This is a genomic window from Ectobacillus ponti (assembly GCF_024294785.1).
Classification (GTDB): domain Bacteria; phylum Bacillota; class Bacilli; order Bacillales; family Bacillaceae_G; genus Ectobacillus; species Ectobacillus ponti.
The window spans coordinates 148,970-164,629 of record NZ_JANCLT010000007.1; the positions used below are offsets into that span (position 1 = coordinate 148,970).

Below are 15,660 nucleotides of genomic sequence, written 5' to 3' on the forward strand. Positions count from 1 at the left end.
AGAGAGGCTGTTCCGGCGGAACAGCCTCTCTTATCATGATTCTGCATGTGCGGCCCGGTGCGCCAGGCGGCTGGAGGCCGCGGCGGCAATCGCCCCGACGATGTCATCGAGGAACGTGTGCACCTCGCCTGTGGATTTGTCATTGAGGCGTTTCAGAATGCCCGGCTTTACTTTGTCGACATAGCCGAAGTTGGTAAACCCGATGGAGCCATAGACATTTACGATGGAGAGGGCAACCACCTCGTCGATGCCATACAGCCCTTCATCACGTTTGATAATGTCCAGCAGCGGCTCCTCCAGCAGGCCCTTTTCAGCCAGCACATCGAGCTGGATGCCGGTGACGAGGGCGTTTTGCACCTCGCGCTTGGAGAGGACACGCTCCACGTTAAAGCGGCACTCCTCCATGCCGAGGTTGGGATGGTATTTTTCCTGTAAAAAGTACACAAGCTCCGCGATGTCATCAAGCGTGACGCCGCGCTGCTTCAGCATTTCGAAAGCTTTTTGTTCGATTTGGTTTCCTCTATTCATCGTCATCACCTATTCCTTTCTATTATTGTATACGTGAAGCTTGTGTATTATGTGAGGGTGCGGCTGATTGAAAATGCGATTAAGGCAAGACCTCCGCTCATATATATGTACTAAAAACTGCAGGTGGCGAAAACATGATACATGAACTGTTTGAACAGTATGGCATACAGCCAAGTGAACTGTCCCCGCTCGGAAGCTACCAAACCTTCTGGATCCGCAATAAAATTTACGTGCTTGTGCCGGTGGGCCAATTCCAGGAGGAAGAGCTTGTTGAAATGAAGCACTTAAGCGACTTCATGCTCGAACAGGGCGACACCAATGTCGCTGCATTCGTCCCGACACTGCAGGGCTATTATGTCAGCACGATTCAGGAAAAGAATTACTGTCTGCTGCGCGGCACGCGCCAGGCGGACCGGCAAATTGACGAGGGAAGCGAGCTGGCGCTGTTCCACAGCCGCGGCCGCATGTACCCAAGTGAAATCAGTGAACTCAGGCGCATCGGCGAGTGGCGGGAGCTGTGGGAGAAGCGGCTCGACCAGCTGGAGCGTTTCTGGCAGAGCAAGGTGGCCAGCCATCCCTCCAATCAATTCGAGAAGCTGTTTATTGAATCGTTTCCCTACTACCTTGGTATGGCAGAAAATGCGATTCAATATGTAGTAGATACAGAAATTGATGACGAACCGCAGCTAGCCGATGCGGGCACCATCTGCTACCAACGCTTTACGCCGTTGACCCTGACCCATACAAAGCGACTGAAAATCCCGACAGAATGGATTTACGACCATCCAAGCCGGGACATGGCCGAATGGATCCGGCATGTATATTTTGAACAGGGAGATGACGCGTCGGAAAGCATCCTGGCATTTTTGCAGAACTATGAAAAGATCAATCCGCTTTCTGCGTTTGGCTGGCGCCTGCTGTATGCCCGCCTGCTGTTTCCGCTGCACTATTTTGAAACAGTGGAGCGCTATTACCTGTCTGGCAGTGACGCGCTGCGCGAGGCGTACCAGGACCGGCTGGAATCGTTTTTGGACCGGTATCAGCAGCACCGCCGCTTCCTCGGCAGCTTCTATGATGCCATCGGCCTGCCGGCGCAGCGGCTGGGCATCCGGGAAGTAGATTGGCTTAAGTAACAATTCGCCAAAAACAAAAAGAGACCTGCAAATGCAGGTCTCAATCTATCAGAACACTTGTTCTACTTCTACAACGCCAGGCACTTCTTCAAGCAGAGCGCGCTCGATGCCGGCCTTCAGCGTGATCGTAGAGCTCGGGCAGCTGCCGCATGCACCCATCAGGCGCAGCTTTACAATGCCATCTTCAATGTCAACCAGTTCCACGTCGCCGCCGTCGCGCAGCAGGAAGGGACGCAATTTATCTAATACTTCTTGTACTTCTTCAAACATGTTGTTTTCCATCAGAATCGACTCCTTTCTTCAGTTTTATTATAATCAGGAAGAGAAGAAAAATCTATTCTTGCGTACCGAAATATATTGGGGGGAAACCCAAGGCTGGTGCGGCTTGACAGACAAGGGGGCAGATTATGGCAAAAATTAGTGTATACGGGGCGAAGGTGCTCTGCGCGAGCTGTGTGGGCGCGCCGTCTTCCATTGAGACCTTCGAATGGCTGCAGGCGGCCATCGGCAGAAAATATCCGGAGCAGGCGTTCACGTATGAGTACGTGGATATTTTTGAGCCGCAGGAGGATGCGGACAAGCAGGCATTTGCCGAGCGTGTGGTGGAAGAGGATTTATTTTATCCGGTGGTGCTCGTCAATGGGGAGATTGCAGCGGAGGGGATCATCCGGCTGCAGGATGTGTACCGGGAGATTGAGAAGGTGCTGTGAGGAAGGAGCGGGGCTCCTTCTTTTTTTGTGGGGAAAGAGCGGCGTCCATTGGACAAGCACATGTTGCCAAGATGGATTTGACAGGAATTTGGGAAAAAAACGCGAACATATAGTATGATGGTAGATACAGAAAGGATTTTGCGTGGATAATTCGCAATTTTGCCGCAATGCGAGAAGGCAACGATATTGCAGGAGAAGCAGGAGGAGAACGAATGATACAGATGAACGCGATGCACCCCATGCTGGGGAAGGTCGTTGAAAATATGGAAAAGGTAATCATCGGGAAGCGCGAAGCTGCCGTAATGACGCTGGTGGCGCTGTTGGCAGAGGGGCATGTGCTGCTGGAGGATGTGCCGGGTGTCGGCAAAACGATGATGGTGCGGGCATTGGCGAAGTCCATCAGCGCTGACTTTAAGCGTATTCAGTTTACGCCGGATCTGCTGCCGTCCGATGTCACAGGCGTGTCCATCTATAACCCGAAGGAGCTGCAGTTTGAGTTCCGCGCCGGCCCGATCATGAGCCACATTGTGCTTGCCGATGAAATCAACCGGACATCGCCAAAGACACAGTCTGCTTTGCTCGAAGGCATGGAGGAAGGCAGTCTGACCATTGACGGCAATACAATGCAGCTGCCGCGCCCGTTCTTGGTCATGGCCACGCAAAACCCGATTGAGTACGAAGGCACCTATCCGCTGCCGGAGGCCCAGCTGGACCGCTTCCTCATGAAGCTGAAAATGGGATATCCGACAGCTGAGGAGGAGTTTGAAGTGCTGAACCGCGCCCAGGCAGGAAAACCGATTGCGCAGCTGGAGCCGGTCATCACTGTGGACGAGCTGGTGGCGCTGCAGGAGGAAGCACGCCGGGTGTATATGGAAAAAGGCATTAAGCATTACATCGTCAATATCGTCAATCAGACACGCTCCTACAATTCAGTGCATCTGGGGGCAAGCCCGCGTGCTTCCATTGCGCTGATGAAGGCTGCACAGGCATATGCCCTCATCCACAATCGTGATTATGTCATTCCGGATGATGTGAAGACTTTGGCGCCGCCCGTGCTGGCGCACCGCCTTATTTTAAATATGGAAGCGAAATTTGAAGGTGTGACGGCAGAGGGTGTCGTTCATAAAATTCTGGCCCGGACGCCGGTGCCGGTGCAAAGGCCGTTGAACGCATGATGCGGGCGCTGAGGGCAAGATTGCGGCACACAGGCCGGCGTCTGCTTGCACCCGGCTTCCTGTTGACGACATTTATATTTGCCATGTTTCAAGGCGGTTTCGTAAGCTGGTTCTTGTTTTACAGCTTTCTCCCGTTTGGGCTGTATGCAATTCTGCTCCCGCTGCAGGGGCTGCGGATTGCCAGCATCACCCGGACGACAAATCAGAAGGAATATGGGGCGGGCGAGCCGTTCACCGCCACCATTACAATCGAACGCAACAGCTGGCTGCCGTTGCTGTACTTGGCTGCGGAGGATGTTCTGCCGGACAGCATGCGGCAGGAGACAGTGAAGGTGTTGCTGTTTCCGTGGTGGAAGCGCCGGATTGAAATTTCCTATCAGCTGCCCTCCATACCGCGCGGTGAGCATGTTTTGAAGACAGTCAAGCTGCGGACCGGCGACTTTTTCGGCTTCGTGTCGCTGGAGAAGGAGTACGAGGTGTATGACCGCTTCCTCGTATATCCGCAATATGTGGACATGGTGTACCGGCAATTTGAGACACGCTTTGAGCAGGGAACAACAGCATCCACGATTCATATAGAACGCGATACAGCGGTAACGGCGGGAGTGCGGGAGTATAAGCCGGGCGACCGTTTTTCCTGGATTGATTGGAAGTCATCAGCACGCCGCAGCCGGCTGATGACGAAGGAATTTGAGCAGCAGCAAAGCCATGATGTGGTGCTGTTCATGGACAGGGCCGCCTCGCCGCAGTTTGAACAGCTTGTCACCTTCGCGGCTTCCTTGGCGCGTGCTGTGCTGCGAAAGGGATCGCAGCTTGCTTTTGTCTCAAGCGGCCGGGAGCGGACCGTGCTGCCCCTGCGGCCGGGAGAGCGGCAGCAGCAGGACATTCTGTACCATCTTGCCAAGGTGCGGGATGACAGTCCTTTTTCCTTTGCCCAAACAAGCAGCGCCGAGCTGCGGAAGCTGCCCCGGCAGGTGACCTGCATGATCGCCACAAGCAGGCTGTCACCGGATATTCAGCAAGCAGCCGAGCGGCTGGGCAGTCACGGCTTTGTCCTTGTTTTTGTTGTGAAAGACAAAACGGGGCAATTAAGCGGCGCTGAGCATGCCATCCTGGAAGCATTGAAGCAGCGCGGCATCTTCGTGAAGGCTGTTCATGAAGGACAATATCACCGCGCGTTTTCGGAGGTGGGCCGATGAAGAAAGACCTTTGGTTATATGCCTTCGGGCTGCTGCTGTTATGGGAGTGGCTCCGGCCGCTGCCTGAAATTGCCGGAGTCACGGCGCTTTGGATTTTCATCGTCTTTATGGCGCTTTGCTTTGGGATGTACACCCTGCGCGTGCGCTGGTATCTGGCTGGGCCGGTCAAAGTCGCAGCGATCCTGCTGCTGACGCATACAGAATATGCAACTGCTTATGATGGGACAGGCCGGCCATGGCTGATCAGCTTCATCGCCGACCTGAGCAAGGGAATGGGAGTGCTGCTGAAGGGAAGATGGCAGGAGAGCTCTGTCATGGCACAGACCTTTTTCTTCTTCTTCCTGCTGTGGGCCGTAACCTGGCTCTTTTACTGGGGCATGCTGCGGAGACGGCAGGTGCTGCCGTTCCTGCTGCTTACCATCATATATGTGGCATGGCTGGATACCTTCACAGCTTATATGGGCAAAGGAGCCATTCTTCGTCTTGTCATTGCCGGCTTCCTGGTGATGGGTCTTATGCAGATTACCCGGCTGCTCGAGGGGGAGCGGCAATGGAACATCCTGTGGAAAATGGCGGTGCCGTTCTCCCTTGTCGTCGGCACAGTGGCAGCCGGAGCTTATGCTGCCCCGAAGCTGCAGCCGCAATGGCCGGACCCGGTGCCGTTTCTGCTGAAAATAAAGGCGGAGGACAAGGAAGAAAGCAAGGATGGCCCCGGCACGGGCAAGGTGGGCTACAGTACGGATGACTCCAGGCTGGGCGGGCCGTTTCAGGGTGATGATGCCGTTGTATTTACGACAAAGGGCAAGAAAATCCAATATTGGCGGATGGAAGTGAAAAGTGTCTACACAGGAAAAGGGTGGAGATCAGAAGCTCTGGAGCAGTATGTAGGGCTTCCGCTGCAGGGAGAACCGCCGCTGCTTGCTTATGAGCCAAAGACGAAGGTAGAAACGGCGGAAGCCAGCATTTCCCGGACAAAGGGAGGGCGGAGACTGCCGCTTATGTATCCGGCCGGCCTGTCGTCGCTGGAGCAGACCGACGGTGTAAATTACTACCTGAACTATGAAACAGAGAAAATTACCGCACTTGTAAAGGGCGGAGGCGGGCTGGAGAACTATAAGGTTGCCTATCGGTCGCCGACCTTTTTAATTGAACAGCTGCGGGCAGCGAAGGAAGGAACGGGTTTGGAAACGCCTGAGCTGCTGTCAAGCCTGCCGAATGAAATCCAGCAATCCCTCCGGCAAAATCCGCCTGAGTGGATGCCGGCAGAGGTACAGCAGGCTTTGCGGGACGGCAAACAGAAGGTGATGCTGCCTCCTTACCTCTTCTATCAATATACACAGCTGCCAGCCAATCTGCCGCAGCGCGTATATGATTTGGCTGCTTCCGTCACAAAGGAAAAAACAAACCGCTACGACAAGGCCGTAGCCATTGAGGAGTATTTGCGCGGCGCCAATTTTACGTACGAAAAAACGGACGTGGCCACCCCGGGCGAAGACCAAGACTATGTGGACCAGTTCCTCTTTGATACCAAAAAGGGCTATTGCAACAACTTCTCGACCTCGATGGTCGTGATGCTGCGCTCGCTCGGCATCCCGTCCCGCTGGGTCAAGGGCTATACAGAGGGAGACTTTGTCGGAATGGATGCGGAAACCGGGGAGCAGCAGTACAAGGTGACCAATAACAATGCCCATTCCTGGGTGGAGGTCTATTTTCCGGAATACGGCTGGGTGCCGTTTGAACCGACAAAGGGCTTTGCCAATCCGGCAGACTTTGTGAATGAAACAAAGGCAGGCGAGACAGCAAGCAGCCCTGCTGCAGCGCCGGCAAGTGTCCAACAGGCACAGCAGCAAAGAAAAAGCATGGCGGAGAAAGAGCTGATGGGAGAAGGCACGGCTGCCAAGTCAACAAAAATAACGGGCAATGGCAAGCTTTCCTGGAGGCTATTGCTGCTGCTTTGGACAGGGGCGGCGCTCCTTGCATATGGGCTGTGGCGGACGAGACTCGCATGGCTGAGCTGGCTGCTGCTGCTTTGGTATTGGGGCCGCAGCAGCACACGGACCTATCCCAAGGCCTATCAGGCGTTGCTTTGGCAGCTGGCGCGCGCCGGGCTGAAGCGGCAGGAAGGGCAAACGCTGCGGGAATATGCGGCGGAGGTTGATAAGCAGTATGGAACGACTGATATGCAGGAGTTGACACAATGCTATGAGCAGGTGCTGTACAGCCAAGGACATGTTGCATGGACAGGGGCTGCAACGCCCTGGAAGCGGATGATGCGGCGGGCATCCCGCCCGAAGGCCGGCTGATGGAAGGTTCTGAATCACCGCTTTTTCTGATAGAATCGTAGTGGAGGCATGTGGGAAGAGGTGGTTAGATGAGAAAGAGAGCCCGATGGATCTCCTTTTGGACCTTTATATGCACCACGGCGCTGCTCTACGCAGCCGGGCATGCATTCACGATTCAATGGCTGATGTATCGTCATGAATACATGGATCAGAAAACAGGCTTTTATGTGCATACCGGCTCGCTGGCGCCGGCGGTGATTGGCGTGTTGGCCGGCTTGATCGCAGAGAGAATATACGTGTATCAAGAAAGATAGGAGAGAGGTCTTCTCAATCTGCCGGGAGAAGGCCTCTACTTATACTGGTGCTAAAGGGGGAAGAGACGCATGATTCAAAAAGGGAATCCGGAAGCAGTGGCACCGCCCATTGGCAGCTATCATCACGTAGCTGTAGTCCCGCGGGGGGCAGAGCTTGTTGTGCTGTCCGGCCAAATCGGCTGCGACCGGCAGGGAAATGTGCCGGGAGATGTGGAAACACAGTTTGCCTATGCATTGGAAAATGTAAAGGCGCTCCTGGCAAGTGAAGGTATGAGCCCCAAGCACGTATGTAAAGTGAACATTTGGTTTACGGAGCAAATCAAGAGGGAGCAATTCGTGGAAATCTGGGATGCATTTCATCAGGGGGACCCGCCGGCGACAATGCTTGCCTATGTGCAGGCGCTAGTAAGACCGGACCTGAAGGTGGAAGTGGAAGCGTGGGCGGCCAGATAACAGGATGGATATAGGGCAGACGCCAGATACGCAAAAAACCAGCCAACCAAGCTGGTTTTTTACGTGAGGCAAAGAACCTACGTCAGGAGCTCCTGCAGCACACTGTCTTCCTCCAACAGCTGCAGCGCCTTCTGCCGATAGCCTTCGTCATGCAGATAGGTATAACGGTTTGGCTTGATGCTTGGTGCCATTTCAATGGCCTGCCGGAGCTCTGCCTTCTTCAGGCCCAATTCCTTCGCGTACGCAAAGAAGCCGGTTCGGGTGAACACCTTTACCATGCGCTCCACCCGATGCTCCTGCACCCGGGCCATCAGATAGGTGGCCACGCCGACCTGCATGCCGTGCATGACCGGCTTCTCTGCAATCTTATCGAGAGCATGCGAGATCAGATGCTCCGCACCGCTGATCGGCGAGCTGTTGCCGCTGATGACAGCAGCGATGCCGCCCATGGTGAGAGAGCTGATCAGCTCCTTTAACAGAATCGGGCTGCGGAGGTCTGTCATGGGTGTCCGGATGAAGCTGTTCACCGCCTTCTTGCTCAGCATATGGGCAAAATGGTTCACTGCGCCGGCGCCATGCCGCTCCTCAAACTCCCAATCCACCAGTGCGGTGATATTGGACATTAAATCGCCGATGCCGGCCAGAATGAAACGGTCCGGCACGTGTTGGATGATATCCAAATCCGCAATGATGCCATAGGGAACCTTGGCCGGCACAGTGGTTTTCTTGCCGGCGATAAGGAGGGAGCAATTGCTGCTGGCAAATCCATCATTGGAAGCCGACGTTGGGATGCTGAGGAACGGGCTGCGGCGGACAAAGGCCATATATTTTCCGAAATCGATGACCTTGCCGCCGCCCATGGCGATGACCACATCAAACTGCTTCAGCTCAAAAGCCTTCTGAATCAGGTCCTGAATGTCTGAATCATCAGGCAGCAGGAGCGTTTCCACTTCTGCAGATGCGATGGACTTCAGCATGTCCTCATGATGGTGCTGATAGGTGAATTCATCAAACAGAAAGAGCGCATTGCCAAAGCCATGCTGCCGCAACAGGCGGTCAAGTGAAAAGGCAGCGCCGTTGCTGATTTCCAAAATGGCCGGGATTGAAATGTTCGTGACGAAGCCCTTCATTTCTTCATGACTCCCTTTTCTGTAAGATAAGCCTCGATTTGGCGGAAATGATCCACGGGTACAAACGGCACGCCTTGTTCCCGCAGCAAATCCTGCAGGGCGCTTTTCGCGAAGGTAATATCGGCATGAACGGCCGGATGGGAGTCAGGCTCGCTGTCTCCTGCAAAATAAATGGCCTCGTATTGCTTCTTCAAATGCTGAATGACCTTCGATTTATCAATTCCATATCGCTCGGAGTAATGCCATCCGTTTTGGTCAATGTTCAAATGCACCCCTTTTTCCCGGTACACGCCTTCATTGGAGAAGACGTGCACACCTTCCATGCCGTATTTCTCGAGGATATGGTGAATGTAGTAATCTGTGCCGGCACTCAGGATATAGAAGTCACCGCCGTTTGCTTGTACATGCCGAATGAACTCCGGCACATACTCATCAATCGGGATTTCGAGCGTGTCCTGAATGATTTGCTCCTCCTCTTGATTGATGGAACGGAAGATGGTGCTTAGAAAATCAATATCCTTCAGTTCGCCGGCTTTCCACTGCGTGAACAGCTTTCTCCCCTCCGGCACATACTTATCCATCATAATCATATAGAAGTCCTCTTTTGAAATCGTGCCATCAAAGTCGGAAACAAATGCCCATTTTTTCAAAGAAATCTCCTCCAGTATCTTTTTATGTAGCTTCCCCAAAGGAAAGAAAAAGAGGCCGGCTTCCAAAAGGGATGTGTTCCTCTTAGAAGTCAGCCTGGATGGTTTATCCGTTATGATGTTTGTACATCCATAAAATACCCGATTTCAACAGGCGCGGCACCCGGCCCATAAGCGGCTGATTGGCGAGCAGGCCGAAGCCGTGCTTTTTGCCAAGGGAACCGAGCACGCCCTTCAGCTTGATCGTCGGCAGCTCCTCCGGCAGCGCCTCATTGTTCCAGCGCTTCAGCAGGATGGAGACAATTTGCTCCGCCTGGCCTTCTGCCAGCTGGGCGGATGGTGCATGCGGCAGGCTGGCACAGTCACCGACAACGTAAGCGTTCTCATACCCCGGGATATTATGATACTTCGTTAAAAGCACCCTGCCGCTGTTGTCCTTTTCGACCGGCAGCTGCTGCACGAGCTGGTTTGCCTGTATGCCGGCTGTCCAAACGATGGCATCACAAGGGATTGCTTCGTCATGATTGTAGACAACACCCGGCTCCACCTTGGTAATATTGGAATTTCTGATAATTGTGACATTGTGCTTGGTGAACCAATCTTCCACATAATAGCTGAGACGCTCCGGAAACATGGAAAGAATGCGGCTTCCGCGGTCAAACAGCAGCACATTCATGTCCGGGCGGCTTTCACGCAGCTCGCTTGCCACTTCCACGCCACTGAGCCCTGCCCCCACAACGGCTACAGTTGCGTTTGTTTTCAAGCCATTCAGCTTCTGATAGGTAAGTCTGGCCTGCTCAATGGATTGCAGGCTGAACGTATGCTCAGCCGCTCCCGGCACGCCGTGGTAACGATCAACACAGCCGAGGCCGATGATCACATCGTCATAGTTAATTTTTTCGTCTCCCTCTAACTCTACGAATTTATCATCAATGTTAATGCTGGTAATGTTACCATATTTAATAGAGAGACGAGGATGCTCCGGAAATGGCAGCCGGACGTGCGTATCGGAGATGGTGCCGGCCACAAGTGCATAATACTCTGTTTTAAAGCAGTGATACGGGACTTTGTCGATCAGTGTGACATGAACGTCTGGCGGAAGCTGGTTGCTTGGAAGCAGGCGCTGCAGAACGCGCATACCGCCATAACCGCCGCCAAGAACTACGAGGTGCTTCATGGAGAATTTCCCCTTTGCTTTGAAATTGTACCCCAAAACGGAAGATTATATATTAGAAAAGCATTATGGCATTACCCATCAAAAATTATAACGAATTTGTGAACAAATAACAATGCGTATCTGCAGGAAATGGGGAAGAAATGCCGGGCCTCCGGCGGTTGACGGTCATGTGGAAAAGGGGTACAGTAAGGAGTAGCGAGGTGAAACATGGTGATTAAGCCACTCATTGAGTTTTGTGTCAGCAACCTGGCAAGCGGCTCCCAAAAGGCGCGTGAAGTGCTTGAAAGGGATCCGAACCTGGATGTGATTGAATATGGCTGTCTCGGCTACTGCGGCATTTGCTATGAAGGGCCCTATGCGATGGTCAATGGCGAGATCGTAACAGGCAGCACACCGGACGAGCTGGTTGACAACATTTATGAATACTTGGAAGAAAATCCGATGTTCTAAGCACTGCCAAGCAGTGCTTTTATTTTAAGGCCTTTGCCATAAAAAAAGAAAAGCCCCAAGCTTAGGGACTTTTCTTTTATATAATGAGAAACGGGGGATATCTCTATCATTCCCTCTATTTCCCTTTTTATACATGAGAAGATAAAAAACTTGGAGTGAACACGCATGAGTCAATTTACCTTTACCAAAATGCATGGTCTTGGCAATAACTATATTTATGTGAACCAGTTTGCCGAACAGCTGAATGAGCAGGATTTCCCGGAACTGGCGCGCAAGGTATCCGATGTCAACCGCGGCATCGGTTCTGATGGCATGATTCTGGTTTGTCCGTCAGAGAATGCCCCGGTCAAAATGCGTATTTTTAACAAGGACGGCTCAGAAGCGAAAAGCTGTGGAAACGGCTTGCGCTGTGTGGCGAAATATGCATATGAAAATGGCCTTGTGACGGATACTGTATTTGCGATTGATACGATTTCTGGTCCGGTACAGGCAGAGGTGACGGTGGAAGATGGCCTTGTGACACTTGTTTCCATCGATATGGGTGAGCCGCGCTTGTCCCGGGAGCAAATTCCCATGCGGGGCGCAGGAGAAGGAGCATTCCCGCGCGAACAATATGAGTATGAAGGCAAGACATACGAGCTGACCGCCGTTTCCATGGGCAATCCGCACGCAGTCATCTTTGTGGATGATGTGGAGCAGGCTCCATTGACTACGCTTGGCCCCGTATTGGAAAAGCACGAAATGTTCCCTGAGGGCGTAAACGTGGAGTTCATCAGCGTGGTAAGCGGGCAGGAGCTGGATTTTCGTGTATGGGAACGCGGCTCCGGCGTAACGCAAGCATGCGGCACAGGAGCGTGTGCGGCTGTGGTGGCGGCTGTGCTGAACGGCAGGCTGGAGAAGGAAAAGGAAATTGTGGTTCATCTGGCGGGGGGCGACCTGTTCATCACTTGGACAGGGGACAACCGCATCCTGATGAAAGGGCCGGCAGAAACCATTTGCACCGGCGTATACTATTATTAAACAGACAGTTTGAGCATTCTGTCAGTGAGACAGTATAATAGAAGAGAAGGGAGTGAATGACATGATCGTAGTAACTGAGCAGGCAGCCCACCAAATCCGCGATATGATTGAGCAGGCTGGCGAGGGTGAGCAGTATGTCCGTGTAGCTGTGAAGGGCGGCGGCTGCAGCGGTCTTTCCTACGGCCTGGGCTTTGACAAGGAGGCTGGCGAGGGCGACACAGTGCTGGAGCATCATGGCGTGAAGTTCTTGGTGGACCAGGAAAGCGCGCCAATTCTGAAGGGCGTCGTCATTGATTATAAGCAATCTATGCTTGGCGGCGGCTTCACGATTGAAAACCCGAATGCGATTGCGACATGCGGCTGCGGTTCGAGCTTCCGTACAGCGACGAATACCGGCACGCCAGAGCAGTGCTGACATGATCCCCCTCTTGATGGTATACCGATCAGGTGTGCTGTTAAGAGGGGGTTTTTTATGAAAATGCGTTGGAGAAACCGTTTTTTGGAAGAAAAACCAAGCAGGTCATGCAGGAATATGGTAAAATTTTCTCGATTGTACATAAAGCAGAGAAGCATTGCCGTCTTAGCAGCATGCATAGAGCCCATAACACATAGAAAAAGAGATTTGTCCGGCGAAGCCGGATCGGATCAAGGGGGAGAGGGTAAGAGTGCACTTGTCAAAAGTTGCAGAGGACTTATTGATTAATCTGCTTTGCGTGTTTGCCGTATTCTTTCTTGTATATTTATATCATGACCGCAAGCCCAGGACAGAGAGGCAGCGCTTGTATGTGCTCATCCTTTGTTCCATGCTCGGCATTATTGCGTGCATGTTCTTTTCCATTCCACTCAATGAGCAATTTCGTTTAGATCTCCGGCAGATTCCGCTTATGCTGGGCGGCTTGTACGGAGGAATTGTGCCGGCCGTTTTGCTGGCAGCCGTGACCATGGCATACCGGGTCATCCAGGGGGGAGAGGGGATATACAGTACCTTCATCATTCTGGCTTTGCAGGTGGCGGGGCTGTATCTCATTTTGCCGTATTTCAGAAGCATGAACACCAACAAGCGGATTTTGACCACCTCTTGTCTTGCATTGGCAGCATCGTTGAATGTGATTGTGGTAATGTGGCTCATGTTTCAGCGCAGTGTACCGCCCTGGGATATTTGGCTTTGGTACTTGATTATACCTGTCTTGGGCACAGCCGGCATTACGTACGTGATAGAATCCATGAACCGGTCTTCCCTGCTTCGTACAGAAATTGCCCGCGCGGAGAAAATGTCCATTGTCAGCCATATGGCGGCAAGCATCAGCCATGAGGTGCGAAATCCGCTGACTGTCGTAAGAGGCATGCTGCAACTGCTGCAATATGACGATTTTGCCGCCGACAAGCGCCATATGTTCCTGCGCACCTCCATTACAGAGCTGGACCGGGCCGAAAGCATCATCAGTGATTATCTGGCATTCGCCAAGCCAATGCCGGATAAGCTGCAGTACTTGAATGTTGTGCACGAGCTGCTGCACACAGTAACGATGGTGCAGCCGCTGGCGAATATGAACACAGTACAGATTACAACCAATATGAAAACTGCCGCAGCCGTTGTACAGGGAGATAAGCAAAGAGTGCAGCAATGCTTCTTGAATATCATGAAGAACTGCATTGAAGCGATGCCAAAGGGCGGCCTGCTGAAAATTCATGCGCTGCAGCAGGACAGCGATGTGCAGGTGCTGATTCAGGATACGGGCATCGGGATGACAAAGGAGCAGGTGGCCCGCCTTGGCGAGCCTTATTTCTCGACCAAGGACAGCGGTACCGGCCTTGGCATGATGGTGGTGTTTTCTATTATTGATGCTATGCATGGCAAGATGAAGGTGGAGAGTGAGCCGGGCAAGGGGACCAGATTCTGCATCACACTCCCGCTCGCAGTGGCTTATCCAGAGGCTGCTGCAACGCAGCAGTGACATATGCAGGCGATGAGAACATGGCCTTGCAGCACAGCAAGAGCCCATCCTGAAGCAGGATGGGCTTTTTTGTTCAATCAAAGGTCCGTACTGTCGGAACGCGCAGCGCCACAAACAAAACAAAAACGATAACAGCAGCGGCACCGGCCCGCATAATCAGCACAATGGGGGCGCCGGCAGCCAGCAGCAGGGAAACGCCCGCATAGGACACCGGAATCAGCCCCATGGAAGAGAGCATCATCAGGCTCATGACCCGGCCCATCATTTCCTCTTTGACGGTGGCCTGGATGACCGCCATCAGCGGAATGACAGCCATGGCCAGGGTAAAGCCAAAGACCGCCCCGATGGCGAGTGCCTGCCAAAGCACGGTGCTGAAGTTCAGGAAGAAGAAGGCAATGCCGGATAACAGCAGCATGACCAAGCAAAACAGGCCGCGCCGCCGCTGCAGGGACAGTATTCCGACCAATACAGCGCCGAGTGCCATGCCGCCCCCAACCGAGCCCTCCAGGTAGCTGAAATGCAGGGAATCGCCATGCAGTACATTCTTAATGAAAAGCGGAAACCCGACCTGCATGGGACCAATCAGAAAGAAATTTAGGAAGGCACTGCAAATGAGCAGCGTCGATAAAAAAACAGACTGTCTGACATAGGAAATGCCCTCCCGGATGGATGTAAGCATGCTGCTCCCCTCAGCGGCACCGGCAGACAGGCTGCGGATCCGCTGGTTAAAGACCGCCGCGATCAGGAGAAAAACAATGGTCAGGGCAAACACGGTCTCATAGCTGCCGAATTTCAAGGCAATGCCGGCAAAGACAGGCCCAAGGATGACCGAGGATTGATTGGTCATCTGGGTGATGGAGTTTGCCTGTGTCAGCTGCTGCTTTTCCACCAGCTCCGGCACAATGGAACCATCCGCAGACCAAAAGAAGGCATCTGCCAGTCCGAAGAAGAAGGCAAACACGGTCAGCACAGGCAGGCTGACATAGCCAAGGAGCAGCCAGGCTAAGATGGCTGCCACCAGCAGGGCCCGAATGATGTTGGTGTGGAACATAATATTACGCTTCGGAAATCGATCGGCCATGGCGCCGCCAAGAATCATGAATACGAGGCGCGGCACACTGGAGGCCAAAAAGACAAGGCCGAGAGAGGCTTCCAAATTCAGCTGCTTCACGATGTACCACGTCTGGGCAAAGTTAAAGAAGGCCAGAGCAAAGCTGGAGCAGAGCGTGGCCACCCACAGCGCGATGAAGTCTGTATTGCGAAGCAGCGCTCCCAGGGGCGCTGTCTGTATTTCTAATTGTGTACGTTCTGCCATTGAAATTCCTCATTTGCAACAAGATATAGGAATAAGCCGGCGTTGGCCGGCTTATAGAGAAAGAGACTTTTGAGCGGCACCGGCCAGGAAGGCCCTGTAAGAGGCAAAAAGCGCCTCTTAGTGGCCGGAACCTCCCTTCGGTGGGCTGAAGAGCCGGTTCCGCTTTTCCTCA

General features: G+C 53.1%; 17 protein-coding genes. 11 read left to right on the forward strand and 6 right to left on the reverse strand.

The features are described from left to right. Nucleotides 1-33 precede the first annotated feature (33 nt). On the reverse strand, nt 34-528 hold the full coding sequence (locus tag NK662_RS14705) for a phosphatidylglycerophosphatase A family protein (RefSeq protein ID WP_254759697.1): 495 nt from the start codon (nt 526-528) through the stop codon (nt 34-36). A 134-nt stretch (nt 529-662) separates the two neighbouring features. Between NK662_RS14705 and yutH the strand changes: the two genes are divergently transcribed. Continuing rightward, complete coding sequence (gene yutH, locus NK662_RS14710) at nt 663-1,661, forward strand: spore coat putative kinase YutH (protein ID WP_254759698.1); 999 nt, start codon at nt 663-665, stop codon at nt 1,659-1,661. Nucleotides 1,662-1,709: 48 nt separating this feature from the next. On the opposite strand, the gene NK662_RS14715 is transcribed toward yutH, so the two are convergent. Further along, on the reverse strand, nt 1,710-1,943 hold the full coding sequence (locus NK662_RS14715; protein ID WP_254759699.1) for a NifU family protein: 234 nt from the start codon (nt 1,941-1,943) through the stop codon (nt 1,710-1,712). Nucleotides 1,944-2,068: 125 nt separating this feature from the next. On the opposite strand from NK662_RS14715, the gene NK662_RS14720 reads away from it, so the two are divergent. The 6 genes from NK662_RS14720 (at nt 2,069) to NK662_RS14745 (ending at nt 7,794) form a co-directional block, all read left to right on the forward strand. After that, complete coding sequence (locus NK662_RS14720) at nt 2,069-2,371, forward strand: YuzD family protein (RefSeq protein ID WP_254759700.1); 303 nt, start codon at nt 2,069-2,071, stop codon at nt 2,369-2,371. A gap of 212 nt (nt 2,372-2,583) precedes the next feature. Beyond that, a complete protein-coding gene (locus tag NK662_RS14725) occupies nt 2,584-3,546 on the forward strand; it encodes an AAA family ATPase (RefSeq protein WP_254759701.1) in 963 nt (320 codons plus the stop codon). Next, nucleotides 3,543-4,745, forward strand: a complete 1,203-nt coding sequence (locus tag NK662_RS14730) for a DUF58 domain-containing protein (protein WP_254759702.1) — start codon at nt 3,543-3,545, stop codon at nt 4,743-4,745. Before NK662_RS14725 ends, NK662_RS14730 begins: the two co-directional genes overlap by 4 nt. Beyond that, nucleotides 4,742-7,048 carry a transglutaminase TgpA family protein gene (locus NK662_RS14735; protein ID WP_254759703.1) on the forward strand — a complete coding sequence of 769 codons (2,307 nt, stop codon included), beginning with the start codon at nt 4,742-4,744 and terminating at the stop codon, nt 7,046-7,048. The genes NK662_RS14730 and NK662_RS14735 overlap by 4 nt, the downstream gene beginning before the upstream one ends. Nucleotides 7,049-7,116: 68 nt before the next feature. Next, nucleotides 7,117-7,341, forward strand: coding sequence for a hypothetical protein (locus NK662_RS14740; RefSeq protein WP_254759704.1), 225 nt, complete (start codon nt 7,117-7,119; stop codon nt 7,339-7,341). Nucleotides 7,342-7,410: 69 nt separating this feature from the next. Continuing rightward, nucleotides 7,411-7,794, forward strand: a complete 384-nt coding sequence (locus NK662_RS14745; protein ID WP_254759705.1) for a RidA family protein — start codon at nt 7,411-7,413, stop codon at nt 7,792-7,794. Between the two features lie 77 nt (nt 7,795-7,871). On the opposite strand, the gene NK662_RS14750 is transcribed toward NK662_RS14745, so the two are convergent. The 3 genes from NK662_RS14750 to NK662_RS14760 form a co-directional block, all read right to left on the reverse strand. Continuing rightward, the gene (locus NK662_RS14750) at nt 7,872-8,924 is read right to left on the reverse strand and encodes an iron-containing alcohol dehydrogenase family protein (protein WP_254759706.1); all 1,053 of its coding nucleotides are present in this window, start codon (nt 8,922-8,924) and stop codon (nt 7,872-7,874) included. Then, entirely contained in the window at nt 8,921-9,574 is a 654-nt protein-coding gene (locus tag NK662_RS14755) for an MtnX-like HAD-IB family phosphatase (protein ID WP_254759707.1), read from the reverse strand. Before NK662_RS14755 ends, NK662_RS14750 begins: the two co-directional genes overlap by 4 nt. A 103-nt stretch (nt 9,575-9,677) precedes the next feature. Then, the gene (locus NK662_RS14760) at nt 9,678-10,748 is read right to left on the reverse strand and encodes an NAD(P)/FAD-dependent oxidoreductase (RefSeq protein WP_254759708.1); all 1,071 of its coding nucleotides are present in this window, start codon (nt 10,746-10,748) and stop codon (nt 9,678-9,680) included. A 210-nt stretch (nt 10,749-10,958) separates the two neighbouring features. On the opposite strand from NK662_RS14760, the gene NK662_RS14765 reads away from it, so the two are divergent. From NK662_RS14765 to NK662_RS14780, 4 genes are all read left to right on the forward strand, one after another. After that, entirely contained in the window at nt 10,959-11,198 is a 240-nt protein-coding gene (locus NK662_RS14765; protein ID WP_254759743.1) for a YuzB family protein, read from the forward strand. A gap of 165 nt (nt 11,199-11,363) precedes the next feature. Beyond that, complete coding sequence (gene dapF, locus NK662_RS14770) at nt 11,364-12,218, forward strand: diaminopimelate epimerase (protein ID WP_254759709.1); 855 nt, start codon at nt 11,364-11,366, stop codon at nt 12,216-12,218. A gap of 61 nt (nt 12,219-12,279) precedes the next feature. Continuing rightward, nucleotides 12,280-12,633, forward strand: a complete 354-nt coding sequence (locus tag NK662_RS14775; RefSeq protein ID WP_254759710.1) for a HesB/IscA family protein — start codon at nt 12,280-12,282, stop codon at nt 12,631-12,633. A gap of 250 nt (nt 12,634-12,883) precedes the next feature. Next, entirely contained in the window at nt 12,884-14,173 is a 1,290-nt protein-coding gene (locus tag NK662_RS14780) for an ATP-binding protein (RefSeq protein WP_254759711.1), read from the forward strand. Nucleotides 14,174-14,246: 73 nt separating this feature from the next. Here the strand turns inward: NK662_RS14780 and NK662_RS14785 are convergent, their stop codons facing one another. Beyond that, entirely contained in the window at nt 14,247-15,488 is a 1,242-nt protein-coding gene (locus NK662_RS14785; protein ID WP_254759712.1) for an MFS transporter, read from the reverse strand. Nucleotides 15,489-15,660: the final 172 nt, after the last annotated feature.

Bases quoted from the DNA above. Each gene is read 5' to 3' on its own strand.
- yutH (WP_254759698.1), top strand. From the start codon at position 663: ATGATACATGAACTGTTTGAACAGTATGGCATACAGCCAAGTGAACTG.
- NK662_RS14735 (WP_254759703.1), top strand. From the start codon at position 4,742: ATGAAGAAAGACCTTTGGTTATATGCCTTCGGGCTGCTGCTGTTATGG.
- NK662_RS14720 (WP_254759700.1), top strand. From the start codon at position 2,069: ATGGCAAAAATTAGTGTATACGGGGCGAAGGTGCTCTGCGCGAGCTGT.
- NK662_RS14705 (WP_254759697.1), bottom strand. From the start codon at position 528: ATGAATAGAGGAAACCAAATCGAACAAAAAGCTTTCGAAATGCTGAAG.
- NK662_RS14725 (WP_254759701.1), top strand. From the start codon at position 2,584: ATGATACAGATGAACGCGATGCACCCCATGCTGGGGAAGGTCGTTGAA.
- NK662_RS14775 (WP_254759710.1), top strand. From the start codon at position 12,280: ATGATCGTAGTAACTGAGCAGGCAGCCCACCAAATCCGCGATATGATT.
- NK662_RS14740 (WP_254759704.1), top strand. From the start codon at position 7,117: ATGAGAAAGAGAGCCCGATGGATCTCCTTTTGGACCTTTATATGCACC.
- NK662_RS14785 (WP_254759712.1), bottom strand. From the start codon at position 15,488: ATGGCAGAACGTACACAATTAGAAATACAGACAGCGCCCCTGGGAGCG.
- NK662_RS14730 (WP_254759702.1), top strand. From the start codon at position 3,543: ATGATGCGGGCGCTGAGGGCAAGATTGCGGCACACAGGCCGGCGTCTG.
- dapF (WP_254759709.1), top strand. From the start codon at position 11,364: ATGAGTCAATTTACCTTTACCAAAATGCATGGTCTTGGCAATAACTAT.
- NK662_RS14750 (WP_254759706.1), bottom strand. From the start codon at position 8,924: ATGAAGGGCTTCGTCACGAACATTTCAATCCCGGCCATTTTGGAAATC.
- NK662_RS14745 (WP_254759705.1), top strand. From the start codon at position 7,411: ATGATTCAAAAAGGGAATCCGGAAGCAGTGGCACCGCCCATTGGCAGC.
- NK662_RS14715 (WP_254759699.1), bottom strand. From the start codon at position 1,943: ATGGAAAACAACATGTTTGAAGAAGTACAAGAAGTATTAGATAAATTG.
- NK662_RS14760 (WP_254759708.1), bottom strand. From the start codon at position 10,748: ATGAAGCACCTCGTAGTTCTTGGCGGCGGTTATGGCGGTATGCGCGTT.